15 protein-coding genes and 1 tRNA gene are annotated in these 25,114 nt (G+C 72.9%); 2 read left to right on the plus strand and 14 right to left on the minus strand.

Features of this window, described 5'->3' with window-relative positions; all coding sequences use genetic code 11:
• Window positions 1-45: 45 nt before the first annotated feature.
• A complete protein-coding gene (locus ACFWAR_RS20300; RefSeq protein WP_385779012.1) occupies window positions 46-516 on the minus strand; it encodes a GNAT family N-acetyltransferase in 471 nt (156 codons plus the stop codon).
• Between the two features lie 155 nt (window positions 517-671).
• Between ACFWAR_RS20300 and ACFWAR_RS20305 the strand changes: the two genes are divergently transcribed.
• On the plus strand, window positions 672-5,501 hold the full coding sequence (locus ACFWAR_RS20305; protein ID WP_385779014.1) for a hypothetical protein: 4,830 nt from the start codon (window positions 672-674) through the stop codon (window positions 5,499-5,501).
• Window positions 5,502-5,560: 59 nt separating this feature from the next.
• Here ACFWAR_RS20305 and ACFWAR_RS20310 read toward each other — a convergent pair.
• From ACFWAR_RS20310 to bldG, 11 genes are all read right to left on the minus strand, one after another.
• Window positions 5,561-5,634, minus strand: a tRNA-Thr gene (locus ACFWAR_RS20310).
• 117 nt (window positions 5,635-5,751) lie between these two features.
• Complete coding sequence (locus tag ACFWAR_RS20315) at window positions 5,752-7,362, minus strand: alpha/beta hydrolase (protein ID WP_385779016.1); 1,611 nt, start codon at window positions 7,360-7,362, stop codon at window positions 5,752-5,754.
• Between the two features lie 146 nt (window positions 7,363-7,508).
• Window positions 7,509-8,720 carry a DNA polymerase III subunit delta' gene (locus tag ACFWAR_RS20320; protein ID WP_385779019.1) on the minus strand — a complete coding sequence of 404 codons (1,212 nt, stop codon included), beginning with the start codon at window positions 8,718-8,720 and terminating at the stop codon, window positions 7,509-7,511.
• A gap of 120 nt (window positions 8,721-8,840) precedes the next feature.
• The gene (gene tmk, locus ACFWAR_RS20325) at window positions 8,841-12,146 is read right to left on the minus strand and encodes a dTMP kinase (RefSeq protein WP_385779021.1); all 3,306 of its coding nucleotides are present in this window, start codon (window positions 12,144-12,146) and stop codon (window positions 8,841-8,843) included.
• A 387-nt stretch (window positions 12,147-12,533) separates the two neighbouring features.
• Entirely contained in the window at window positions 12,534-15,338 is a 2,805-nt protein-coding gene (topA, locus tag ACFWAR_RS20330) for a type I DNA topoisomerase (protein ID WP_385779024.1), read from the minus strand.
• 300 nt (window positions 15,339-15,638) lie between these two features.
• On the minus strand, window positions 15,639-15,836 hold the full coding sequence (locus ACFWAR_RS20335; protein WP_385779027.1) for a hypothetical protein: 198 nt from the start codon (window positions 15,834-15,836) through the stop codon (window positions 15,639-15,641).
• Window positions 15,837-15,938: 102 nt separating this feature from the next.
• Window positions 15,939-17,456 carry a methyltransferase gene (locus ACFWAR_RS20340; RefSeq protein WP_385779029.1) on the minus strand — a complete coding sequence of 506 codons (1,518 nt, stop codon included), beginning with the start codon at window positions 17,454-17,456 and terminating at the stop codon, window positions 15,939-15,941.
• A 140-nt stretch (window positions 17,457-17,596) separates the two neighbouring features.
• On the minus strand, window positions 17,597-18,163 hold the full coding sequence (locus ACFWAR_RS20345) for a small secreted protein (RefSeq protein ID WP_385779031.1): 567 nt from the start codon (window positions 18,161-18,163) through the stop codon (window positions 17,597-17,599).
• A gap of 150 nt (window positions 18,164-18,313) precedes the next feature.
• Window positions 18,314-20,716, minus strand: coding sequence for a sodium-translocating pyrophosphatase (locus ACFWAR_RS20350; protein WP_385779033.1), 2,403 nt, complete (start codon window positions 20,714-20,716; stop codon window positions 18,314-18,316).
• A gap of 299 nt (window positions 20,717-21,015) precedes the next feature.
• Entirely contained in the window at window positions 21,016-21,480 is a 465-nt protein-coding gene (locus tag ACFWAR_RS20355; RefSeq protein ID WP_385779035.1) for an ATP-binding protein, read from the minus strand.
• 100 nt (window positions 21,481-21,580) lie between these two features.
• Window positions 21,581-21,922: an anti-sigma factor antagonist BldG gene (gene bldG, locus ACFWAR_RS20360; RefSeq protein WP_008743037.1), complete on the minus strand. Its 342-nt coding sequence runs from the start codon at window positions 21,920-21,922 to the stop codon at window positions 21,581-21,583.
• An 81-nt stretch (window positions 21,923-22,003) separates the two neighbouring features.
• On the opposite strand from bldG, the gene ACFWAR_RS20365 reads away from it, so the two are divergent.
• Complete coding sequence (locus tag ACFWAR_RS20365) at window positions 22,004-24,460, plus strand: DEAD/DEAH box helicase (RefSeq protein ID WP_385779038.1); 2,457 nt, start codon at window positions 22,004-22,006, stop codon at window positions 24,458-24,460.
• On the opposite strand, the gene ACFWAR_RS20370 is transcribed toward ACFWAR_RS20365, so the two are convergent.
• Together ACFWAR_RS20370 and ACFWAR_RS20375 are read right to left on the minus strand one after the other, a co-directional pair.
• Window positions 24,423-24,806: an Rv3654c family TadE-like protein gene (locus ACFWAR_RS20370; protein ID WP_385779040.1), complete on the minus strand. Its 384-nt coding sequence runs from the start codon at window positions 24,804-24,806 to the stop codon at window positions 24,423-24,425. The two genes, ACFWAR_RS20365 and ACFWAR_RS20370, sit on opposite strands and share 38 nt — an antisense overlap.
• Entirely contained in the window at window positions 24,803-25,111 is a 309-nt protein-coding gene (locus ACFWAR_RS20375; RefSeq protein ID WP_385779098.1) for a TadE family type IV pilus minor pilin, read from the minus strand. The genes ACFWAR_RS20370 and ACFWAR_RS20375 overlap by 4 nt, the downstream gene beginning before the upstream one ends.
• Between the last annotated feature and the right edge of the window lie 3 nt (window positions 25,112-25,114).

The raw sequence follows: 25,114 nt of genomic DNA on the forward strand, positions 1-25,114 counted from the left end.
ACCCCATCGGGTCCCGGCCGGACCCCGGGCGCGCGCCGCTCCGGGTCAGCCCAGGTCGTGGACGTAGATGTGGAACTCGTCGCGCACGAAGCCCTCGGCCTCGTACAGCCCCTGGGCGACGTGGTTGTCGTACGCCGTCTCCAGCTGAACCCCGGACACCCCGGCCTCCCGCGCCCGCCGCAGCACCTCCCGCAGCAGGGCCCGGCCCGCCCCGGTCCGCCGCCCGTCCGGGGCGACGTACAGGTCGCTCAGCACCCAGGCCGGGCGCAGCGCCAGCGACGAGAAGGTCCGGTACACCTGCGCGAGCCCCACGGTCACCGCCCCGCCGGCATCCGCGTCGACGTCCGCGAGCAGCACGAGCGACTCGCCCTTGCGGATCCGCTCCGCGAGGAACTCCCGCGGCGCCCCCGGGTCCTCGACCTCCACCCGGTAGAAGTCGAGGTACCCCCGGAACAGCCCGGCGGCCACCTCGACATCGCCGTCGCCGGCCTCCCGCACCACTACCCGCTGGTCCATGTGCACTCCTTCTCGTCCGCCCCTCGTGCCACCCCCATTATCCCGCTCCCCGCACGCCACACCGCTTCGCCGTCGACCGGAAGAACCCCGCGGATTCGGCCGCCAATCTCCGCACTTCCGGCCACCATCGACGCCCCGGTCGGTAGCCTGCTGGGATGAACCGCGACTCGGCGAAGAGCGACGGTGAACCCGGCCGCGACCTGTTGGAATCCGGCTTGGACCTGCTGCGCAGCCAACTGCCGCGCGCCAGCAGCGTCCAGTACGTGAAGTCGCTCGCGGGCGGCTATACGGACGCCCGCGTCGTCCTGTGCGACATCGGCCGGACCCCGGGCCGCCCCGCGGACGGCTCCCTGAACGGCCAGTACGTGCTGAAGGCCGGCATCTCCAGCGGACGCCCGCAGTCCGTGGCCCACCACGCCTTCATCGAGGGCCTTCCGCACTTCGGCGAGGGACACGTCCCGCGGCTGCTGCACGCGTCGCAGGACTCGGGCACCAGCGTCGACCTCTACGACATCGCCGGGTCCAGCCTCGACCGGGTCCGCTCGGCCGAACACGTCGACGCCGAGGACCGCCAGGAGGTCCTCGCGCGCGCCTCCCGGGACCTGCTCGCCGCACAGCTCGCCGCCGCGGGTCCACCGGACTACCAGGGCACCGTGGGATCCGTGATCCGCTCCTGGCTGGGGCAGGGCTTCCCGGAGGACCAGCGCGGCGCCCGCGTCCGCGAGGTGACGGCCCAGCTGCGCGGGACCGGCAGCGGGCGGGCGCTGCGCCACGAGGGCGAGTTACTGCCCGACCCGCTCGTCCTGCTCGACCCCGCCGTCGGCCTGGCCGACGGCGAGCTGCACCACTTCCGCGGCCCGACCCACGGCGACCTGCACCTGCGCAACGTCCTGGTGCGCGGCTCGCTGCCCACCCGGGACCTCGCGTACTGGCTGATCGACGTCAACTGGGGAGTGTCCCGCCCCCTGCTGTACGACCACGCCTACCTCGAACTGTCGGCGCTCCTCTTCGGCCTCGGCCGGTCCACGAGCGGCCGGGTGCTGCCCCTGCTCGCCCGGCTCGACGACGAGAAGCTGACGGTCCCCGTCGAGCTGGACATCAATGACGCCGGGCTCGTCAACCTGCTCCGCGGCATCCGCACCGAGGTGCGGGACGTCCTCATGGACGCCGAGTCCAACCGCGTCGACGTCTGGCAGCGGCAGCTGCTCTTCGCCCGGATCGCCGCCGGTCTCAACTGGGCCGCCAAGCCGCTCGACGACATGTCCCTGCGCCGCGCGGCCCTGGTCAGCGCGGGCTGGGCGGCCCGGCTGCTGCTGCGCGAGCACCACCCGAAGGTCTGGGTCGACGTCGCGGCGCAGGACCGGATCGGCACGACCGGCATCGCCACGAGCACGAGCGCCACCCCGGTCACGGCGCAGGAGGCGCTGCGCCGCTGGCAGCCCTTCCAGCGGGTGGGCGGCGGGATGGACCTGTTCCTCGTCGCCGACGAGGTGGCCGCGCGGCCCGAGTTGGCGGCGCTCGCGCACTGCGGCTGGGCGACCGTCATCGACCTCGACCCCGCGAGCGACCAGGGCGGGCTGTCCAGCGTCGTCGTCCCCGAGCTGGAGGAGCACCGGCACGTCAGCGTCTTCGGCGGCAACCGCACGCCGGTCCCGCCCACCGGTGCGACGAGCTGGCTGATGGCGAACGGCTGGAGCTCCCACGACGAACCGTCGGCCGCGGCCGCCGCCGAGTGGCGCCGGCGCGGCTACCTCCAGCGGGTGCGCCAGCTGATCGACGAGACGCACGAGGGCACCCCGCACCAGACGGCGGCGGTGCTGTGCCTGCGCTCCGGACGGCGCGGCCGCGAGATCGACGACATCATCGACTACATCGACGAGAAGTACGACGGGATCACCGAGAGCCTCGACCTCGCCCAGGCCCCGGCCGTCGACGGCATAGACATCGACGCCTTCCTCACCGTGGTGGCCGAGTCGCTGCCCCCGGCGGGCAGCAAGGCCGCGCCCGCGCTGCCCGGACTGGGCGGCCGCCCCTGGGAACTGAAGCGGGCCGACCTGCACCGGCTCTCGGTCGACCTGGAGGTGCTGCACTCGGAGGTCCTCTCCCACGGCCAGTCCGCGCCCCAGCTGACGACGGACGCCTTCTGGCGCGGCCGCCCGCCCACCTGGCAGGAGCTGGAGGCGTGGGTCGACGTACAGCGCGACGCCTGCCCGGACCTGATGAAGGAGGTCCAACAGCGCCTCGGGGACCACAAGCTCGACATGGTCCGCCTCGACCACTCGCCCGGCGCCGGGGGCACCACGCTCGCCCGCCGCGTCGCGTGGAACATGCACCGCACCTATCCGACCGTGCTCCTGCGCCACTTCTCGGACAAGACGGCCGACCGCATCGACGAGATCTACCAGCAGACCGGCCACCCCGCCCTGGTCGTCTGCGAATCCGCGATCCTGCCGGAGTACGACCGCGACGAACTGATCCACTCCCTCGCCCAGCGCAACACCCGGGCCGTCCTGCTGTGGGTGAACCGCACCAACGTCAAGCGCCCCCGGATCAAGCACAAGCTGGTCGACCCGCTCCAGGGCGACGAGCGCGACCTGTTCCTCAGGGAGTACCGCAACCGCGCGCGGACCCCCCGCGCCCACCGGCTCCTCGACGCCCTGGCCGAGGGCGTCACCGACGTGGTGGCCGCGCAGAAGCTCTCCCCCTTCTTCTTCGGCCTGTGCGTCTACGAGGAGCAGTTCGAGGGGGTCGCCTCCTACGTGCGCAACCACCTCGCCGGGCTGAGCCGCGGCCAGAAGGAACTGGCCCGCCACCTCGCCCTCATCACCCGCTACGGCCAGGAGCTCGGCCTCCCGGTCACCATGGTCGAGTCCTGGATGGGCCGCGAGCGCACCCGGGCCGGCGCCCTGAGCGACAGCGACCTCAGCGAGCTGCTCGGCCCGGACCTGCGCCACCTGGTGGTGGCCGAGCGGGGCGCGCTGCGGCTGCTGCACCCGCTGATCGCCCAGCACGTCCTGGCGGGCGAGGCCGACGGCGAGCAGTACGGACTCGCGCAGATCTCGGTCGAGTTCATCAAGAAGACCACCGAGTACCTCGGCCCCGAGAACAGCACCACCGCCCGCCTCCTCAACGAGCTGTTCATCCGGCGCACCAGCTGGTCCCCGAACGGCCAGAAGCCGGACAACTTCGCGGAGCTCATCGAGAGCATGCCGGTCGAGGCCGGCGCCCGCGTCTTCGAGCAACTCACCGTCCGCTGCCCGGACAACGCGCACTTCTGGAACCACCGCGGCCGCTACGACATCTACAAGGTGAAGGCGGACTTCCGCCAGGCCGAGTCCTTCGTGCTCAAGGCCGTGGAAAAGTCCCACGGCCACGACGCGACGCACCTGCACACCCTCGGCCTGGTCCGTCGCTTCTGGATCGAGAACGAGCTGGCCAGCCTGACCCGGGGCGGCGAGGACCACACCCCTGAACAACTCCTCGCCGCGATCCAGGAACTGTTCGACGGCGCGATGGAGGCGTTCACCAACGCCGGGAAGTACACGAACACCGACTACACCTGGTCCACCCCCATCCAACTCATCGCGACCGTGGTGGAACGCCTGTGGAAGGCCTCCGGGGTCGGCAGCCTCGTCGAGTTCATGGAGGGCAACGACCCGTCCGCGATGTGGGTGACCGAGCAGATCGGCCGCGCCGAGGAACTCCTCGACAACCTCCGCAACCTCAACGCCGAGGGCACGTACTACCAGAAGCTCAACAACCGGCTCACCGGCCTGTACGGCGACGTCGAGCGGCTGGTCGAGCAGTGGCAGGAACTGCGGCGCCGCGGCAACGACAACCCGGAGGTGAACCTCGCGATCGCCCGCACCCTGTACGCCAAGGCCGGGCGGGACTGGTCGAGCCTGTCCGAGGACAAGGCGCGCCTCATAGCCGAGATGGCCGAGGGATCGGTCAACAGCGGCCGGGCCACCGACGCCGACCTGCGCCTGTGGTTCCAGTCCTACCGCAGGCTCCCCGAGTACACCGAGACCAACGCCCTGGAGCGACTGGCCTGGTTCGCCTCGGAGAGGAACAGCCTGGACGCGAACTACTACCTCTACATCCTGCACTTCCTGATCTGGTACCGGGGGGACGCCCGCGACCAGGACCGCACCCGCTACTACCTGGAGGAGACGAGGCGGCTGAGCCGTCAGCACCGGCGGCAGTGGAGCTTCGAGTGGCTGGGCCACGGGCCGCGCCCGCACCCCCTGGTGCACTTCAGCGAGATGGGCCGGCAGCGCTACGGCCCCGCCGGCTTCTGGAGCCGGCCGCAACAGCTGAAGCGCGTGAGCGGGATCATCGAGGAGATCAAGAGCCCCCAGTCGGGCCGCCTGCGGATCACGAACGGCCAGATGCCGGCCTTCTTCACCCCGCGCAACCAGTTCTGGCAGACCCGCGACGTCAACGCCTCCGTCGAGTTCTACCTCGGCTTCAGCTACGAGGGCCTGCGCGCCTGGGAGCCCACGTACCCGGGCGAGACCCCCGACGCCCTGGCCTACGCGGAACCGCTCCAGCCGGTCGCCCTCCCGACGCCCTTCCCAACCCCCCGGTCGGCCCCGCAGCCCCCCGATCCCGCACCGGCTCCGGAACCGGAACCGGAACCGGAGGCAGCCGTCCCGGTCCCCGCGGCCCCGCAGCCGTACCGGGTCGAACCGGCGGTGATCCAGGCCCTCTCCGCCCGCCTACGGGCCACCGCCCCCCGCACCGCCCCCGACGGCCCGGAAGCCTTCACACAGGCCGTCCTCACCCTGCTCCAGCAGGCCCGCGCCGCCGACCGACAGCTGACCTCCCTGGAACTGGGCGGCGCCCTCCAGAAGCTGTTCGGCATGGAGCCCTACCGCACGTTCCGCAAGAACCGCGGCCAGGGCAAACTCCGCCCGGCCGTGGAGTCCCTGGGCTTCAAGACCACCCCGACCCCCCAGGGCTTCGACATCGACCTGCCGTAACGCCCCCGAAAACAGCAAAACCCCCAGGTCACGGCGAGTGAGTCCTGGGGGTTCTACAGAGCCGCCTTCGGGATTCGAACCCGAGACCTACGCATTACGAGTGCGTTGCTCTGGCCAACTGAGCTAAGGCGGCACCGCTGGGATGACGAGAATTTCCCTGGAGGGAGGCTCTCATCAGCAGCGGCGCCAAGTCTACAGGGTTAAACCGGGTGCCCCGCACCAGGTCGGCGGGGGGCTGTCGGCAGGGGGGTCAGCACTTCTTTCCGGCCTGCGGAGGGGTGCCCTCCAGGAGGTACTGGTTGATCGCCGTGTCGATGCAGTCGCTGCCGCGGCCGTAGGCCGTGTGGCCGTCGCCGTCGTAGGTGAGCAGGACGCCGGAGTCGAGCTGGTCCGCGAGGGCCTGGGCCCACTTGTACGGGGTCGCCGGGTCCCGGACGGTGCCGACGACGACGATCGGGGCCGCGCCCTTCGCTTCCGCGCGGTGTGCCGTGCCGGTCGCCTTGACCGGCCAGTACGCGCAGTTCAGCGAGGCCCAGGCGAGGCCCGCGCCGAAGACCGGGGAGGCCTTCTCGAAGGACGGCAGGGCCTTGTCGACGTCCTCCGGGGTGGTGAAGGCGGGGGGCTGGTCCAGGCAGTTCACCGCGGCGTTGGCGAACATCAGATTGGCGTACTTGCCCTTGGCGTCCCGCTCGTAATAGCTGTCCGCGAGCCCGAGCAGCCCCTGCCCCTCGCCGTTCTTGGCGTCCTTGAGCGCCTCGCGCAGCTGGGGCCAGGCCGCCTGGTCGTACAGCGCCGCGATCACCCCGGTCGTCGCGAGCGACTCGCCCAGCGGGCGCGCCGCGTCCCCGCTGGGCACCGGCTGGGCGTCGACCTTGCGGAAGAACTCCTTCAGCTGCGCCGCCACCTCCTGCGGGCTGCCCTGGCCGAGCGGGCAGTCGGGCTGCTTCGCGCAGTCCTGGGCGAAGGAACGGAACGCCGTCTCGAAGCCCTCCGTCTGATCCCGGTTCAGCTCCAGCGCCGGACGCGCGGGGTCCATCGCGCCGTCCAGGACCAGCCGGCCCACCCGGCTCGGGAAGAGGTCCGCGTACGTCGCCCCGAGGAAGGTCCCGTACGAGGCACCGACGTACGTCAGCTTCTCGTCCCCGAGGACCGCGCGCAGCATGTCCATGTCCCGGGCCGCCTCCACCGTGGAGACGTGCGGCAGCATCCGGGCGGACTTCTCGGCGCAGCCCGCGGCGAACTCCTTGAAGGCCGTCACCAGCTTGGCCCGCTCGGCCGGGTCGTCCGGGGTCTGGTCCACCTGGGTGAAGGCGTCCATCCGGGGGCCGCTCAGACAGTCCACCGGGGCGCTGCGGGCCACGCCGCGCGGGTCGAAGGACACCATGTCGTACTGGGCGCGCACGGGCGCCGGGTAGCCGATGCCCGCGTACGCCTGGAGGTACCCGATGCCGGAGCCGCCCGGGCCGCCCGGATTGACCAGCAGCGAACCGAGCCGCTTGCCGGGACCGGTGGCCGCCTTGCGGGAGACGGCGATGTCGATGTCCTGGCCGTTGCCGGGGTGCGCGTAGTCCAGCGGGGCCTTCATGGTCGAGCACTGGAAGCCGGGCGCGCCGCAGTCGCGCCACTTCAGCTTCTGGGCGTAGTACGGGGCCAGGGCCGCCGGGATCGCCGTGGGCTCGGGTGCCTGCACGCTCGCGCCCTTGCTCGCCCCGGCGCTGGCCCCGGTCCCGGCCGGGGAGGCCGCCCCGGAGGACGACGCGGCGGCCCGGGGGGCCGAGCTGCCCGACGTGCACCCGGAGAGCAGGAGCCCGGCGGCGGCGATCACGGTTCCGGTGGTGCGCAGCAGGCGACTCGTGTCCATCTCCGGAGCGTACGGCCTGCCCGGCGCCCACGAGGTGGAGGCCGCGCCCGGTCCGCGGGGTGACGCGGGGCGCGCCGGGGTCAGCCGCGCCTTGCCCGTACGGGTGAGCCGGTCAACCGGCGTCCGCGCACCCGCACCCGCGCCCCTCAGCCGGCGCGCAGGGCCATCGTCATCGCCTCCACCGCGAGGAGCGGGGACACGTTGCGGTCCAGCGCCTCCCGGCAGGCGATGATCCCCTCGATGCGGCGCAGGGTCCGCTCCGGGCCCGAGGCGCGGGCGACCCGGTCGAGGTCCGGACGTACTTCCTCGTTGGCGATGGCCAGTCCGGAGCCGAGCTGGAGCGCCAGCACGTCCCGGTAGAAGCCGATCAGGTCGGTGAGCGCGAGGTCGAGCGTGTCGCGCTGGGTCCTGGTGCGGCGGCGCTTCTGCCGGTCCTCCAGGTCCTTCATCACCCCCGCGGTACCGCGGGGCATCCGCCCGCCGGTCCCCGCGGCGGCGCCCATCGCGGCGCGCAGCTCCTCGGTCTCCTTGACGTCCACCTCCTCGGCCACCTGCTTGGCGTCCTCGGCGGCGGCGTCCACCAGCTCCTGGGCGGCTTTCAGGCACGCCCCGACGTCGTCCACCCGCAGCGGCAGTTTCAGCACGGCGGCCCGGCGGCTGCGGGCCCGCTCGTCCGTGGCCAGTCGGCGGGCCCGGCCGATGTGCCCCTGGGTGGCCCGGGCGGCCGCGGCCGCGGCCGCCGGCTCGATGCCGTCCCGCCGGACCAGTACGTCCGCGACGGCGGCGACCGACGGGGTGCGCAGCGTCAGGTGGCGGCAGCGGGAGCGGATGGTGGGCAGCACGTCCTCCAGCGAGGGCGCGCACAGCAGCCACACCGTGCGCGGGGCGGGCTCCTCGACGGCTTTCAGCAGGACGTTCCCCGCGCCCTCGGTGAGCCGGTCGGCGTCCTCCAGGACGATGACCTGCCAGCGGCCCACGGCCGGGGAGAGCTGGGCCCGGCGGACCAGGTCCCGGGTGTCCTTCACGCCGATGGACAGGAGGTCAGTGCGGACGATCTCGACGTCGGAGTGGGTGCCGACCACCGTGGTGTGGCAGCCGTCGCAGAACCCGCAGCCCGGTTCGCCGCCGAGCGCCCGGTCCGGGCTCGTGCACTGCAGGGCCGCGGCGAAGGCGCGGGCCGCGGTGGACCGGCCGGAGCCGGGCGGGCCCGTGAAGAGCCAGGCGTGCGTCATCTTCGACGCGGTCGCCGACTCGGTGCCCTCGGCATCGGCCGTGACCAGCGCGTCGGCGTCGCGGGCGGCGGCGGCCAGCTGTGCCTGCACGCGCTCCTGGCCCACCAGGTCGTCCCATACGGGCATGCCGCCCACCACCTTTCTCTCTGCGGGTATCTGCGGTCTCTACTGGTCTTTACGAGCGTCCAGTCGCCCCGCACGCCCACCAGTGTGGCGGGGCGCACTGACAAGCGCGGCCGGGCGCGGTCAGCGGCGGCGCGGCCGGCCCCCGGCGCCGTTGCCGCCGTTGCCGTGGCCCCCGTCGCCGTCCTCGTCGTCGTGGCGCCCGCGCGGGCCGAGCAGCTCGTCCGCGAGGGTCGGCTCGTCGTCCATCGGGGCGTCCTCGGCCCAGGCGGGCCGGTGGCGCGGGCGCCCCGACTCGTCGAGGACCGGCAGCTCCCGGGTGACGTCGTTGCCGTTGCCACCGCGGTCGTCGCCGGAGCGGTCGGATCCGCCGCCCTGGCCGCCCGCGGAATCCCGGAAGATCCGCTGCGGCACCCGGGCCGTCGGGTCGGAGGCGCGGACCGGCGGCAGCACGGCCGTCTCCTCGTTCGGGGAGACCGGCGGCGCGGAGACCGGCGGCGGCGAGAACTTCGGGACCGGGACCGTCTGGGTGATGTCGTCCGGCTTCACGACCGGCGTGACCACCGTGATCGCGTCCGCCGGATGGGCGCCCTCCGCCGGCTTCGCGGCCGGGGCCCGGTCCGGCAGCGGCTCCTTGGCCATGTCGACGCGGGGCACGGGCGCCGTGACCGCCTCGGCGGCCCGCGCCGCGGACTCCGCGGCAGCGGTCGCGGCGGCCTCGGCCGAAGCCTTCGCCGCGGCTTCGGTCGCGGCCTTGGCGGCGGCGTCGGCCGAAGCCTTGGCAGCGGCCTCCGCGGCGGCCTTGGCCGCAGCGGCCTTCGCGGTTTCGGCGGCGACGGCCGCGGCCGAGGCCTCGGCCAGCCGCCGGGCCTCCTCCGCCTTCAGCAGGGCCTCCTCGGCACGCCGCTGCTTCTCCAGGCGGCGCTCCTCGGCCTCGGCCCGCAGCCGGGCCTCCTCCTGCGCCTGCACCCGCAACCGCTCCTGCTCCAGCGCGCGGGCCTTCTCCTCGGCCTCGACGCGCAGCCGCTCGGCCTCGGCCCGGGCCCGGGCCTCCTCCTCGGCGCGCAGCCGCTCCTCCTGCGCCTTGCGGGCGGCCTCCGCCTCGGCTTCGAGCCGGGCCGCCTCCGCCTCGCGGGCCTTGCGCGCCTCTTCCTCGGCCCGCAGTCGGGCCTCTTCCGCCTTGCGCGCGGCCTCCGCCTCGGCGGCCCGCCGCGCCTCCTCCTGTGCCAGTCGGCGCGCCTCGATCTGCGCCGCCACCTCGGCCTCGGACAGCGGGAGCATCCGGTCCATCCGGTGCCGCACGACGGTGGCCACCGACTCCGGGTCCTGGCCCGCGTCCACCACCAGGTAGCGACCGGGGTCGGCCGCGGCCAGCGTCAGGAACCCGGACCGCACCCGCTGGTGGAACTCCTGGGGCTCCGACTCCAGCCGGTCCGGCGCCTCCGTGAAGCGCTCCCGGGCCGTCTCCGGGGAGACGTCCAGCAGGATCGTCAGGTTCGGGACCAGCCCGTCGGTGGCCCAGCGCGAGATCCGGGCGATCTCGGTCGGCGACAGATCGCGGCCCGCGCCCTGGTAGGCGACGGAGGAGTCGATGTACCGGTCGGAGATCACGACCGCGCCGCGCTCCAGCGCCGGTCGGACCACCGTGTCCACGTGCTCCGCCCGGTCGGCGGCGTACAGCAGTGCCTCGGCGCGGTTCGAGAGCCCGGCCGAGGAGACGTCCAGCAGGATCGAGCGCAGTCGCTTGCCGACCGGGGTCGCCCCCGGTTCGCGCGTGACGACGACCTCGTGGCCCTTGCTCCGTATCCAGTCGGCGAGCGTCTGCACCTGGGTGGACTTCCCGGCGCCGTCGCCGCCCTCCAGGGCGATGAAGAACCCGGTGCCCGAAGCGGCCTGCACCGGCTCGCCGCCGCGCAGCGCCTCGCGCAGGTCGCGGCGGAGCGGAACGCCGCGGCGGTCGTCCGCCTTGATCAGCACGACGACGGCCACCGGCAGCAGCAGCGCGCCCACCAGCATGAGGACGAAGGCCGCACCGCCGTGCTCGAAGACCACCCGGCCGGCCACCAGCCGGTGCGCGCCGATCAGGGCGGCCAGCGCCGGGGCGCCGACGGCGCCGAGGCCGACCGCGACCCGGACGGCCGCGTGCAGGTGCTCGGTGACCCGGACCCGGCGGAACTCCTCGGTCTCCTGGTCGAGCAGGGTGTGCCCGGTGTTGGCCGCGACGCCCGCGCCGGTCCCGGCGATCAGGGTCAGGAAGAGCACGGTCGCGGTGTCCGCGACCAGACCCGTCAGCAGCAGCGCGAGGCCCGTGACGCCCACCGCCAGGGCCAGCAGGCGGCGCCGCGAGAGCGCCGGCAGCATCTTGCCCGCCTGGGTGAGGCGGATCCCGGCCGCGGTGCCACCGGCCAGCGCGAGCACCAGCAGCGCGAAGGTGGCGGGGCCGCCGGCCAGGTCGTACGCGTGCAGCGCGGCCACGCCGACGGCGCAGGCCACGGCTCCGGCGACCGCGGCGCAGGCGAGCACGAGCAGCCGGATGGCGCCCGTACGCCCCTGCTCGGGGCGGTCACCGGCCTTCGGGGCGCGCAGCCCCTCCAGCGGGGAGCGCGGACGCGGGGTCTTCGACTCGGGGAGCACGAGCGGGAACAGCAGCGACACGGAGGCGGCGAAGAGCCCGGCGGCGACGTACGAGCCGAGCGCGGCCTGGTTCTGCGCGAACCAGTCCACGCCGAGGCCGATCGCGCGGCCGACCAGGGTGGCCGCGAGCAGCACGGTGGCGGCGAGCGGCAGCGCGGCGAACGCCGTGCGCAGGGTCAGGCGCCGCAGGGTGTCGAGGTGGTCCGGCAGCGGGCGTACGGTCGCGCCCTCCGGCGGCGGCCCGGGCAGCAGGGACGGGGCGGCGCTCTCCTTGGCCAGCGTCCACAGGCGCTCGGCCGCGCCGGAGACGAAGACGGTCGCGAGCAGCACGGTCAGCGCGTGCTCCGGGATCCAGTCGAGCCAGAGCGGGGCCACGACGAACAGCGCGATGCGCAGGCCGTCGGCGCCGAGCATGGTCCAGCGGCGGTCGAGCTTGCCGCCCGCCGCCGTGAGCTTGGTCAGCGGGCCGAGCAGCACCGCGCCGCACAGCACCGTGGCCAGGACGCGCACGCCGAGGACGGCCGCGACGGCGAGCGCGGGGCCGCGCGGACCACCGCCGAACGAGCCCTGCGAGACCGCGGCCTGGAGCGCCAGCAGCACCAGGACCAGCAGCGCGAGCATGTCGCCGATGCCGCTCACCAGCTGGGCGCTCCACAGGCGGCGCAGCCTGGGGGTGCGCAGCAGGGCGCGCACCGCGCGCTCGCGGGAGTCCGCGGCGAGGGCTTCGTCGTAGGTGGGGGCGGAAGGGGAGGTCTCGGGGGCCGTGACGACCGTCGGCTGCTCGGCTCGCGTCATCCGCCCAGCCTATCCGCTGCGCTTGGCGGGTGCGGAGGGCTGTGGACGCGCTCGGGCTGTGAGCCCGGACCCAGTTCCGCGGGGGGGGGGCGGGGCCTGATCCGCGCGGCAGGGTCCGTTCCGCAGGGCGGGGGCGGGGCGGGTCGGGTACCGCGGGGCGGGGCCGGGCAGGAGGGTCTCCTCGGCTCGCTGGCCCTCGGCGGGTCGGAGGAGCGGCGCGGGGTGGACCGCTCGGCCTGCGGGGACCCTCCTGCCCCGCCCCGGCCCCGTCGGATGACGTCCCGCCCGTGGGGGTGGGGGAACGACGACGCGTCCGGCGCCGTCCCGTGGGAGTGGGGGAACAGCGAAGGGCCCGGCGGTGTGCGGGGCCCTTCGGTGGTGGGTGGGTCACTCCTCCGTCGACGGTGTGGCGGCGGCGGCCTTCTTCGCCGTCGTCTTCTTGGCCGTCGTCTTCTTCGCCGTCGTCGTCTTGGCGGCCGTCTTCTTGGCCGTCGTCGTCTTCTTCGCCGCGGTCGCCTTCTTGGCCGGGGCCTTCTTGGCGGTCTTCTTCGCCGGGCCCTTCGCGCGCTTCTCCGCGAGCAGTTCGTAGCCCCGCTCCGGCGTGATCGTCTCGACGTCGTCGTCCCGCCGCAGCGTCGCGTTCGTCTCGCCGTCCGTCACGTACGGACCGAAGCGGCCGTCCTTGACCACCACCGGCTTCTCGCTGACCGGGTCGGTGCCCAGCTCCTTGAGCGGCGGCTTGGCCGCGGCCCGGCCGCGCTGCTTGGGCTGGGCGTAGATCGCCAGCGCCGCTTCCAGCGTGATCGAGAAGAGCTGGTCCTCGGTCTCCAGGGAGCGCGAGTCCGTCCCCTTCTTCAGGTACGGGCCGTACCTGCCGTTCTGCGCGGTGATCTCGACGCCTTCGGCGTCCACGCCGACGACGCGCGGCAGCGACATCAGCTTGAGCGCTTCCTCCAGCGTCACCGTGTCGAGGCTCATCGACTGGAAGAGGGAGGCCGTCCGCGGCTTGACCGCGTTCTTGCCCGTCTTCGGCGTGCCCTCGGGAAGGATCTCCGTCACGTACGGCCCGTAGCGACCGTCCTTCGCGACGATCTCGTTCCCGCTGATCGGGTCCTTGCCCAGGGCGAACTCACCGCTCGGCTTCGCGAAGAGCTCCTCCGCGTACTCCGTGGTCAGCTCGTCCGGAGCCATGTCGTCCGGTACGTCGGCCCGCTGGTGGCCCTCGGAGTCCTTCTCGCCGCGCTCGACGTAGGGACCGTAGCGGCCCACGCGCAGCACGATGCCCTCGCCGACCGGGAAGGAGGAGATCTCCCGGGCGTCGATCGCGCCGAGGTCCGTGACCAGTTCCTTGAGGCCGCCCAGGTGGTCGCCGTTGGCCGGGACCACCTCGGAGGCGTCCTCGGAGCCGAAGTAGAACCGCTTGAGCCACGGCACGGACTGGGCCTCGCCCCGCGCGATGCGGTCGAGGTCGTCCTCCATCTTGGCGGTGAAGTCGTAGTCGACGAGCCGCCCGAAGTGCGTCTCCAGGAGGTTCACCACGGCGAAGGACAGGAAGGACGGCACGAGGGCCGTGCCCTTCTTGAAGACGTAGCCGCGGTCGAGGATCGTGCCGATGATCGACGCGTAGGTCGACGGACGGCCGATCTCGCGCTCTTCGAGCTCCTTGACCAGCGAGGCCTCGGTGTAGCGGGCCGGGGGCTTGGTCGAGTGACCGTCGGCGGTGATGTCCTCGCCGCTCAGCGCGTCCCCCTCGGCGACCTGCGGCAGCCGCTTCTCGCGGTCGTCCAGCTCGGCGTTCGGGTCGTCGGCGCCTTCGACGTAGGCCTTCATGAAGCCGTGGAAGGTGATCGTCTTGCCGGAGGCGGAGAACTCGGCGTCGCGGCCGTCGCTCGACCGGCCGCCGATCTTGACCGTGACCGAGTTGCCGACCGCGTCCTTCATCTGGGAGGCGACGGTCCGCTTCCAGATCAGCTCGTACAGGCGGAACTGGTCGCCGGTCAGACCCGTCTCGGCGGGCGTGCGGAAACGATCACCCGAAGGCCGGATCGCCTCGTGCGCCTCCTGCGCGTTCTTGACCTTGCCCGCGTAGACGCGGGGCTTCTCCGGCAGGTACTCGGCCCCGTAGAGCTGCGTGACCTGCGCCCGGGCCGCCGTGACGGCGGTGTCGGACAGCGTCGTGGAGTCCGTACGCATGTAGGTGATGAAGCCGTTCTCGTACAGCTTCTGCGCCACCTGCATGGTCGCCTTCGCACCGAAGCCCAGCTTGCGCGAGGCCTCCTGCTGGAGCGTGGTCGTGCGGAAGGGCGCATACGGGGAACGGCGGTAGGGCTTCGACTCGACCGAGCGGACCGCGAAGGCCGTCTCGGCGAGGGCGGCGGCCAGCGAGCGCGCGTTCGCCTCGTCGAGGTGCAGCACCTCGCTCTTGAGCTGCCCGGTGGAACCGAAGTCGCGGCCCTGGGCCACGCGCTTGCCGTCGACCGTGTTCAGCCGGGCGACCAGCGAGGACGGGTCGGAGGCGTCACCGGCGCGGCCGGTGGAGAAGGTGCCGGTCAGGTCCCAGTACTCGGCCGAGCGGAAGGCGATGCGCTCGCGCTCCTTCTCGACGACCATGCGGGTGGCCACCGACTGGACGCGGCCCGCCGACAGCTTCGGCATGACCTTCTTCCACAGGACCGGCGAGACCTCGTAGCCGTAGAGGCGGTCGAGGATGCGGCGGGTCTCCTGGGCGTCGACCATGCGCTGGTTCAGCTCGCGCGGGTTGGCGACGGCGTCGCGGATCGCGTCCTTGGTGATCTCGTGGAAGACCATCCGGTGGACGGGGACCTTGGGCTTGAGGACTTCCTGCAGGTGCCACGCGATGGCTTCGCCCTCGCGGTCCTCATCGGTGGCGAGGAAGAGTTCGTCGGACTCGGCCAGCAGCTCCTTGAGCTTCCTGACCTGGGCCTTCTTGTCCGCGTTGACGACGTAGATCGGCGCGAAGTCGTGCTCGACGTCCACACCGAGACGACGGACCTCGCCCGTGTACTTGTCGGGAACCTCGGCCGCGCCGCTGGGGAGGTCGCGGATGTGCCCGACGCTCGCCTCGACGACGTATCCCGGGCCGAGGTAGCCCTTGATCGTCTTCGCCTTGGCAGGAGACTCGACGATGACGAGTCGGCGGCCGCCCTTTGCGGTCTCGCTAGTCGGGGACAACTTGGCTCTTCTCTCCGGTCGGCACTCGGTCGCAGTACGGCGACGCTGCGGAGTGTGACGGTACAACCCGCCCCCGTGTCAAACGGCACAAGCCCGCAACGGCCACTCGAACGGTAACCCGACAAGTGCCACTTCTGCCGCCCGGATGCCGCGGCGGACCCCTCCTGATCACCGTGCGGGGGGTCCTGGGGGCCGTCTGGCCCCGCCCCCGGAGCCTCCTTCGAGCGGGCCGGCGAACGGGCTCGCGCACGTTGCTCCGCCCGCCCCGCGGGCCGTGCGGCGCCCGCCCCGGCGCCGGGTTCAGACCCGGCCGAGGCACCACGCGCCGAGCGCGAGCGAGACCGCGCCGGCCAGGACGGCGACCGGTACGGCCACGGCGTGGCGCACGCCCTCGGCGACCGGCGCGCGGCGCCGTGCGCGCGCCCCCGTCCAGGTCAGCAGGGCCGCGCCGAACAGCAGGAACACGGTCGCCGCGAAGACCGCCGGACCACTTTCCACGCCGATTCCCCCGCCCCGCGCGCCGCTGCCGGAGTCCCCCCGGACTCCCCCGGTGCGGACCCTTCCAGCCCCGGGCGTACGGCGCGCGAACCCCGGGTTAACTCACGGCTGCGCGGGCTCCGCGGGCTCCAGGAACCCCTGCTCCACGAGCAGCCGGATCGCCTCCGGCGTGCGGTCCCGCAGGACCACCGGATCCTCCTCGACCAGGTGGGCGATCGCGTCGAGGATGCGCCCGGCGCTCAGTGAGCCGTCGCACACTCCGGCGAAGCCCGCGCCGACCGTGTCCACCTTGGTGGCGCGCCGCATCCCGCGGTTCTGGCGGAGCACGACGTGCTCCGGGTCCTCCGCGCCGGGCGCGCCGACCTGCTCCTGGACGACCTCCACGGCGAGCCGGAAGTACCCCTCCAGCAGGGCCGCGTCGTCGTGCTCGCGCAGGTAGTCCTGGCGGGCGAAATGGGCCCGGACGGTGTCGCCGAGCGGCTGTTCCACCGAGTGCGGCCACTCCTCGACCACGATCGACGGGACCGCCGCGTCCGTGCGGCGCAGGGTGATCCAGCCGAAGCCGATCGACTTGGTCCCCCGCGCCTCGAACTCGTCCAGCCAGGCCTCGTAGCGCCGGGCGTACGCCTCGGGGTCCTCGCGGTGGTCGCCCGCGTCCCGCAGCCAGAGTTCCGCGTACTGCGTCACGTCCTGCACGTCGCGCTGCACGATCCACGCGTCGCAGCCCTGCGGCACCCAGGAGCGCAGCCGGTCGTGCCAGTCCTCGCCCTCGACGTGCTGCCAGTTGGCCAAGAACTGCGCATATCCGCCCGGATTCAATCGGTCCCCGGCCTGCCGGACCAGCGCGCGGCACAGGTCGTCCCCGCCCATCCCGCCGTCCCGGTAGGTCAACCGGGCCCCGGGCGAGATCACGAAGGGCGGGTTGGAGACGATCAGGTCGTAGGTCGCGTCGCCGACCGGCTCGAAGAGCGAACCGGTGAGCAGCTCGGCCTCCGGGGCCCCCGACAGCGCGAGCGTCAGACGGGTGAAGTCCAGGGCGCGCGGGTTGACGTCCGTGGCCGTGACCCGGGTCGCGTGCTGCGCCGCGTGCAGGGCCTGGATGCCGGATCCGGTGCCGATGTCGAGGGCCGAGCCGACCGGGGTGCGCACGGTGATCCCGGCCAGGGTGGTGGAGGCCCCGCCGACGCCCAGGACCACGCCCTCCTCGCGGCTGCCGATCCCGCCGGCCCCGCCGACCGCGCAGCCCAGGTCCGAGACGATGAACCAGTCCTCGCCGTCCGGGCCGCCGTAGGGCCGCACGTCCACCACGGCGTGTACGTCGTCCCCCGCGCGGCGCAGCCAGCCGTCGGCCAGCGCCTCCTCGACGGGCAGCGCGGCCGCGGCCCGGTCGTACGGCACGGGCCGCTGGAGCAGGAAGAGCCGCACCAGGCCCTCCAGCGGACCGTCGCCGCGGGTGGCGCGCAGGGCGGGGACCGTCTCGCTGCGGGCCAGCGCGGCGTAGGCGGGGGCGCCGAGCAGGTCGAGCAGGCCGTCGGCGGTGAAGCCCGCGGCGAGCAGGGCCGCGCGCAGGGCGGCGGCGCGGGCGGGCGAGGGGAGGCGGGGAAGGCTGGTGGTACTCACCCGCCCATTGTGGCCGCTGTCGCCGACATCGCGTGCGAAGCGGCGGACACGGGCGGCGGCCCGGCGCGCACCAGGGCGGCCGGGTCCGTTTCCGGTCCCGGCCGCCCTGGTCGGCGTACGCCCCGTCAGGAGGCGGTCGGTCAGCCCTTGGACGGCTCCGGGGCGGCCGCGACCTGGCAGCCCTTCTGACCGTTCATGGACTTGTCGAGGCCGCCCGCCTTCAGCTTCTCCAGGGCCGCCTTGCCGCCCTGGGTCGTCTGGTCGAGGCCGCTCGCGATGGTCTTGAGGCCCTCGGCGAACTTGCCCTGGTCCTTGGGATCGAGCGCGTCCATCTTCGTCTTGAGGTCCGCATAGCCCTTGGAGGTGTCCTCGAAGCCCTTGACGGCGGCCTTCTGGGTCGCATCACCGTCCTTGACCGGAGGAACTCCCGCGCTCGTCAAGGCCGTACCCATGGCCTTGTACGAGGTGGACATGGTCTGGAACGCGCCCGCGTCGGTCTTCTGCACGTCCTCGGGCTTGCTGCTCTCGGTCGCCACGCGCTTGATGTCGGCGTTGGCGGCTTCGATCTTCTTGAGCTCGGGCTGCCACTTGTCGCAGACCTTCTTGGCCCAGTCGTCGGTCTTCTTGTCGCCGTCGTCACCGCAACCGGACAGCACGAGCATCAGTACCGCGCCGCCGGACAAGGCGGCCGCAAACTTCTTGTTCACCGGATCGGTCCCTTCCAAGGCTCTCGGCCCGGAAGATACACGTCTGCATCCGGATAAGCGGAAAGACGGACAGACGGCGCGTCAGTACGCGCCGCCCGTCCGCCATTCGGTCCCGCACCGCGGCCCCCGCGGGGGCCCTTCGGCGTACCGTCAGTTCACCACCGCGGGGTCGGCCGGCTGGGCCACCCGCTCGGCGGTGTCGGTGCCGGTGTCGTCGCCGACCGCGATGCCGCGCCGCTTGGACACGTACACCGCGCCGACGATCACGATGATCGCCAGGACGGCGACCACCGCGCGGACGGTCCCGCTGGCGTCGGCGCCGTAGCTGAACTGCACGACGGCGGGCGCGATCAGCAGCGCGACCAGGTTCATCACCTTGAGCAGCGGGTTGATCGCGGGACCGGCGGTGTCCTTGAACGGGTCGCCGACGGTGTCGCCGATGACGGTCGCGGCGTGCGCGTCGCTGCCCTTGCCGCCGTAGTGGCCGTCCTCGACGAGCTTCTTCGCGTTGTCCCACGCGCCACCGGAGTTGGCGAGGAAGACCGCCATCAGCGTGCCGGTGCCGATCGCGCCGGCCAGGTACGAACCGAGCGCCCCGACGCCGAGGCTGAAGCCGACCGCGATGGGGGCCATCACGGCGAGCAGGCCGGGCGTGGCGAGCTCGCGCAGCGCGTCCTTGGTGCAGATGTCCACGACGCGCCCGTACTCGGGCTTCTCGCTGTAGTCCATGATCCCGGGGTGCTCGCGGAACTGGCGGCGCACCTCGTAGACCACGGCGCCGGCCGAGCGGGACACCGCGTTGATGGCCAGGCCCGAGAAGAGGAACACGACGGCCGCGCCGAGGATCAGCCCGACGAGGTTGTTGGGCTGCGAGATGTCCAGGCTCAGGCCCATGTCCCCGGCCTTGGCGCCGACGTCCTTGACGGCCGTGGCGATCGCGTCGCGGTACGAGCCGAAGAGCGCGGCGGCGGCCAGTACGGCCGTGGCGATGGCGATGCCCTTGGTGATCGCCTTCGTGGTGTTGCCCACCGCGTCCAGGTCGGTCAGGACCTGGGCGCCCGCGCCCTCGACGTCGCCGGACATCTCCGCGATGCCCTGGGCGTTGTCGGAGACCGGGCCGAAGGTGTCCATGGCGACGATGACGCCGACGGTGGTCAGCAGGCCGGTGCCGGCCAGGGCCACCGCGAAGAGCGCCAGCATGATCGAGGTGCCGCCGAGCAGGAAGGCTCCGTAGACACCGAGGCCGATGAGCAGCGCGGTGTAGACGGCGGATTCCAGGCCGATGGAGATGCCGGCGAGGACGACGGTGGCCGCGCCGGTGAGCGAGGACTTGCCGATGTCCTGGACGGGACGGCGGTTGGTCTCGGTGAAGTAGCCCGTGAGCTGCTGGATCAGGGCCGCGAGCACGATGCCGATGGCCACCGAGACGAGCGCGAAGACGCGCGGGTCGCCGGAGTGGCCGGTGATGCCCGCGTCCTCGACGCCGACCAGGTCCTTGAAGCTGGAGGGCAGGTAGACGAGGACCGCGACGGCGACGAGCACCAGGGAGATGACCGCCGAGATGAAGAATCCGCGGTTGATGGCGCTCATGCCGCTGCGGTCGGTGCGCCGCGGGGAGACCGCGAAGATGCCGATCATGGCGGTGACCACGCCGATCGCCGGGACGATCAGCGGGAAGGCCAGGCCCAGGTCGCCGAAGGCGGCCTTGCCCAGGATCAGCGCCGCGACGAGCGTGACGGCGTAGGACTCGAAGAGGTCGGCGGCCATTCCGGCGCAGTCGCCGACGTTGTCGCCCACGTTGTCGGCGATGGTCGCGGCATTGCGCGGATCGTCCTCCGGAATGCCCTGCTCGACCTTGCCGACCAGGTCGGCGCCGACGTCGGCGGCCTTGGTGAAGATGCCGCCGCCGACACGCATGAACATCGCGATGAGCGCGGCGCCGAGGCCGAAGCCCTCCAGGACCTTGGGGGCGTCGGCGGCGTAGACGAGCACGACGCAGGAGGCGCCGAGCAGGCCGAGGCCGACGGTGAACATGCCCACCACGCCGCCGGTGCGGAAGGCGATCCGCATGGCCTTGTGGGAGACCTCGGTGAGGTCCTTGGCGGCCTCGCCCTCGGCGGGGGTGGCCTCGCGGGCGGCCGCGGCGACGCGGACGTTGGCGCGGACGGCCAGGCGCATGCCGATGTAGCCGGTGGCGGCCGAGAAGAGCGCGCCGACGAGGAAGAAGGCGGAACGTCCGGCCCGCTGGGTCCAGTTCTCCGCGGGGAGCATGAAGAGCAGGAAGAACACGACGACGGCGAAGATGCCGAGGGTGCGCAATTGCCGCCCCAGGTAGGCGTTGGCGCCCTCCTGGACGGCCGCCGCGATCTCCTTCATCCGGTCGGTTCCCTCGTCGGCCGCGAGGACCTGGCGGACCAGGATCTGCGCGACCACGAGTGCCGCGAGTGCCACCGCGGCGATGACGATCACGATAAGCCGATTGTCATCGGTGAGCACCGCCGCTGCGAGCGGAGAGGTGCCTTCTTGTGCGAGATGGGTGAAGAGCCCCGTCATTCGTCCTCCTTGACGCGATGAGCCCAAGATGTGGACGGATTGTAGGGAGCGCGACCTGATCAAAACAGTGGGCGGGAAACGGAATTGGCCTGCACTTGCTCCTCACCAATAGATCGCGTCACGCCAATACCCTCGAAAGTAGTAATGGGGCAAACCCATTGACCGGTCGCGCGTCGTTCCCGGATCGCCGGGATTCGATCTAGAAAAACAAAAAAGGCCCTGCTCAGCAGGGCCTTGAAAAAACATCGGAAGATGGGATTAAAGATCTATGGAAGGTCTATGCGAGAAACACGGGCGGGCTAGGGGAGTTCGGAAGCGCCGGTCGTCGGCCAGCTCATCCTGATGACACCGCCCGATTCCCCACTGGTCACTTCGACGTCGTCGACGAGCCCGCTGATCACCGCGAGGCTCATCTCGTCCTCGGTGTCGGTGACATCGGCGTCGCCCACAGCGGCGGAGTCCGGGTCGGCGTCCGCGTCGGCGGAAGAAGACGTGCCGGTGCCACCGGGCGGCCCGGGAACCTCGTCGCCGACCTCGATGGAGAAGACCTTCTCCTCTTCGGTCAGCACGACGCGGACGGGAGCGGTCAGCCCGTTGCCGCGGTGCAGTCCGACGGCGCGCGAGCAGGCCTCGCCCACGGCGAGTCTGACCTCGTCGAGGACGGCCTCTTCCACACCGGCCCGGCGGGCCACGGCGGCCGCGACCAGACGGGCGGTCCGGACGTGTTCGGGTTGAGCGCTGAAGCGGAGTTCAACGGTGGCCATGCGCGTCCCCCTCGGACTACGGGCGTGCCTTGCAGGGGCCCGGGCCGTATGGCCCGGAACCCCCCGCTCCTACTGGCGGAATCCGTCAGCTCGGGATCCGTCAGTCGGTGGCGTTGACGGCGTCTTCCACCGTGGTGTGGATCGGGAACACCTTGGTGAGACCGGTGATGCGGAAAATCTTGAGGATGCGCTCCTGGTTGCACACCAGGCGCAGCGAGCCCTCGTGCGCGCGGACGCGCTTGAGGCCTCCCACGAGCACACCGAGGCCGGTGGAGTCGAGGAAGTCCACTCGCTCCATGTCGACAACCAAGTGGTAGCTGCCGTCGTTCACCAACTCGACCAACTGCTCGCGCAGCTTGGGCGCGGTATACACATCAATCTCGCCACCGACCTCGACGACTGTGCGGTCGCCAACTGTGCGAGTCGACAGGGACAGGTCCACGGATCCTCCAGCACCTTGCTATCGAGCGGCGCCCCCCAGGGGCCTCCTCACCCGAAGGTAGAGGAGGGATTGGCTGCCGCGATGGCATTCAATCACTTACCGGCAGGCGCGCACGACGCCTTGGGACCATTGTCCCGCACACCGGTGACACACTCACTTCGGATGTCCCATACTCCCCGTCCCGGTCGGCCCACGGCTGCCACGGACTCACGACCCGGCCCCGACACGGTCCTGGACCGCCTGTCACGGGGGCCTTCCCGAGCTGCGCGCATCACCCATACGGAGCACTTGCCCCCTCGGGAGGGCCGTCATGCGGTCTGGCCCGATCGCATCCGAACTGACGTCGTAGCGGCCATCCAAGCGGCGGGCATCGAACACCTGTGGGAACACCAGGCCGCCGCGGCCGAGCTCGCCCTCGACGGCGAATCCGTGATCGTCGCCACCGGTACCGCCTCCGGCAAGTCCCTGGCCTACCTCGCCCCGGTGCTCAGCGCCCTCGCCGACGGCGCCGAGGCGCCCAACGGTCGGGGCGCCACCGCCCTGTACCTCGCCCCCACCAAGGCCCTGGCCGCCGACCAGCGGCGCGCCGTGCGGGAGCTGGCCGGGCCCCTGGGAAACGCGGTCCGGCCCGCCGTCTACGACGGGGACACCCCCGTCGAGGAACGCGAATGGGTGCGCCAGTACGCCAACCTGGTGCTCACCAATCCCGACATGCTGCACCGCGGGATACTCCCGGCCCACCCGCGCTGGTCCTCCTTCCTGCGGGCCCTGCGCTACGTGGTCATCGACGAGTGCCACACCTACCGCGGGGTCTTCGGCTCGCACGTCGCCCAGGTGCTGCGCCGCCTGCGGCGGCTGTGCGCCCGCTACGGCTCCGATCCGGTCTTCCTCCTCGCCTCGGCCACCGCCACCGATCCGGCCGCCTCGGCGAGCCGACTGACCGGCGCGAGCGTGACGGAGATCACGGACGACGCCTCTCCGCGCGGCGAGGTCGTCTTCGCCCTGTGGGAGCCGCCGCTCACCGAGCTGCGCGGCGAGAAGGGCGCCCCGGTGCGCCGCACGGCCACCGCGGAGACCGCCGACCTGCTGACCGACCTGGTCGTCCAGGGGGTCCGCACGGTCGCCTTCGTGCGCTCCCGGCGCGGAGCCGAGCTGATCGCCCTGATCGCCCAGGAGCGCCTCGCCTCCGTCGACCGCTCGCTACCGCCCCGGGTGGCCGCCTACCGGGGCGGTTACCTGCCCGAGGAGCGCCGGGCCCTGGAGCGGGCCCTGCACTCCGGCGAGCTGCTCGGACTCGCCGCCACGACCGCCCTGGAGCTGGGCGTGGACGTCTCCGGCCTGGACGCCGTCCTGATCACCGGCTACCCGGGCACCCGGGCCTCCCTGTGGCAGCAGGCGGGCCGGGCCGGGCGCTCCGGCCACGGCGCCCTGGCCGTCCTGGTCGCCCGGGACGACCCGTTGGACACCTACCTGGTCCACCACCCCGAGGCCCTGTTCCGGCAGCCGGTGGAGGCCACCGTCCTGGACCCCGACAACCCGTACGTCCTCGCCCCCCACCTGTGCGCGGCGGCGGCCGAGCTGCCCCTGACCGAGCCCGACCTGGCCCTCTTCGGCCCGGCCGCCCGCGACCTGCTGCCCCAGCTCGAAGCGGCCAAGCTGCTGCGGCGCCGGGCCACGGCCTGGCACTGGACCCGCCGGGAGCGCGCCTCGGACCTGACCGACATCCGGGGCGGCGGCGGGCGCCCGGTGCAGATCGTCGAGGCGGCCACCGGCCGACTGCTCGGCACCGTGGACGAGGCGGCCGCCCACACCGCCGTCCACGAGGGCGCCGTCCACCTCCACCAGGGCCGCACCTACCTGGTGAAACACCTGGACCTGGAGGACTCGGTCGCCCTCGTCGAGGAGGCCTCCCCGCCCTTCTCCACCACCGCCCGCGACATCACCTCCATCTCCGTCCTGGACACCGAGACCTCGATCCCCTGGGGCCCGGCCACGCTCTGCTTCGGGTCGGTCGAGGTCACCAACCAGGTGGTCTCCTACCTACGGCGCAAACTGATCACCGGCGAGGTGCTCGGCGAGGCCAAGCTCGACCTGCCTCCGCGCACCCTCCGCACCCGGGCCGTGTGGTGGACGGTCACCGAGGACCAGCTGGACGAGGCCCGGATCAATCCGGAGATCCTCGGCGGCGCCCTGCACGCCGCCGAGCACGCCTCCATCGGGCTGCTCCCGCTGTTCGCCACCTGCGACCGCTGGGACATCGGCGGCGTTTCCGTGCCGCTCCACCCGGACACCCTCCTTCCGACGGTCTTCGTCTACGACGGCCACCCCGGCGGTGCCGGGTTCGCGGAGCGGGCCTTCCACACGGCCGGCGCCTGGCTGACCGCGACCCGCGACGCGATCGCCGCCTGCGAGTGCGAGGCCGGCTGTCCGTCCTGCATCCAGTCCCCCAAGTGCGGCAACGGCAACGACCCCCTCCACAAGCGCGGCGCCGTCCGCCTCCTCACCCACCTCCTCTCAGCGGCCCCGCCGCCGCCCTAGCCGATCCCGGCCAAGGCCCCGGCCCGGGGCCCGCGCGCGAGGTGGACCGCGGTGCGTAGGGGCCCGTCGGGGCGGCGGCCGTCACCTCCGCGACCTCGCCCGAGACCGTGCAGGCGGCCATCCGGGCCCCCTGCGCCACCGCCACCCGCAGCGCCGCGGCGCACGCGTCCGCCGGGCCGTGGGTCCAGCGGGCGGCCGCGGCCAGGGCCGCCAGGTCGGCGGCGGCCGCGGCCCGGTGCCGGGCCACCACCGCCTGGCCCAGCAGCAGCACGCCGCCGAAGACCGCCACGAGCGCCGTGGCCACCACGGCCGCCCACACCGTGGCCGAACCCCGCTCCCGGCTCACGGCGGCGGCCCCACACTGTCCTCGGCCAGCGCCACCGCCTGGGCCCCCAGCCGCACCGACAGGGCCCGCGGCCCCGGCGCGGGCGCACTGACCCTGACCCGCCACAGGTCGCCCGTCCGCTCCAGCTCCACCTGCGCCCCCGCCGGGGCGGCCTCCCGGGCCGCCGCGAGCGCCACCTCGACCGGTTCGGTACGGGCCGCCACCCGGGCCCCGGCCCGCGCCGCGTCCACGCACCGGATCTGCGCGGCCGCCGCCATCAGCGCCCACACCAGCAGCGCCGCGAAGAGGACCAGGGCCGGGATCACCAA

Origin of the sequence: Streptomyces sp. NPDC059917 (genome assembly GCF_042730635.1) — a bacterium.
GTDB lineage: Bacteria > Actinomycetota > Actinomycetes > Streptomycetales > Streptomycetaceae > Streptomyces.

Bases quoted from the DNA above. Each gene is read 5' to 3' on its own strand.
- ACFWAR_RS20350 (WP_385779033.1), bottom strand. From the start codon at position 20,716: ATGACGGGGCTCTTCACCCATCTCGCACAAGAAGGCACCTCTCCGCTC.
- ACFWAR_RS20300 (WP_385779012.1), bottom strand. From the start codon at position 516: ATGGACCAGCGGGTAGTGGTGCGGGAGGCCGGCGACGGCGATGTCGAG.
- ACFWAR_RS20305 (WP_385779014.1), top strand. From the start codon at position 672: ATGAACCGCGACTCGGCGAAGAGCGACGGTGAACCCGGCCGCGACCTG.
- tmk (WP_385779021.1), bottom strand. From the start codon at position 12,146: ATGACGCGAGCCGAGCAGCCGACGGTCGTCACGGCCCCCGAGACCTCC.
- ACFWAR_RS20365 (WP_385779038.1), top strand. From the start codon at position 22,004: ATGGCATTCAATCACTTACCGGCAGGCGCGCACGACGCCTTGGGACCA.
- ACFWAR_RS20355 (WP_385779035.1), bottom strand. From the start codon at position 21,480: ATGGCCACCGTTGAACTCCGCTTCAGCGCTCAACCCGAACACGTCCGG.
- ACFWAR_RS20320 (WP_385779019.1), bottom strand. From the start codon at position 8,720: ATGCCCGTATGGGACGACCTGGTGGGCCAGGAGCGCGTGCAGGCACAG.
- ACFWAR_RS20315 (WP_385779016.1), bottom strand. From the start codon at position 7,362: ATGGACACGAGTCGCCTGCTGCGCACCACCGGAACCGTGATCGCCGCC.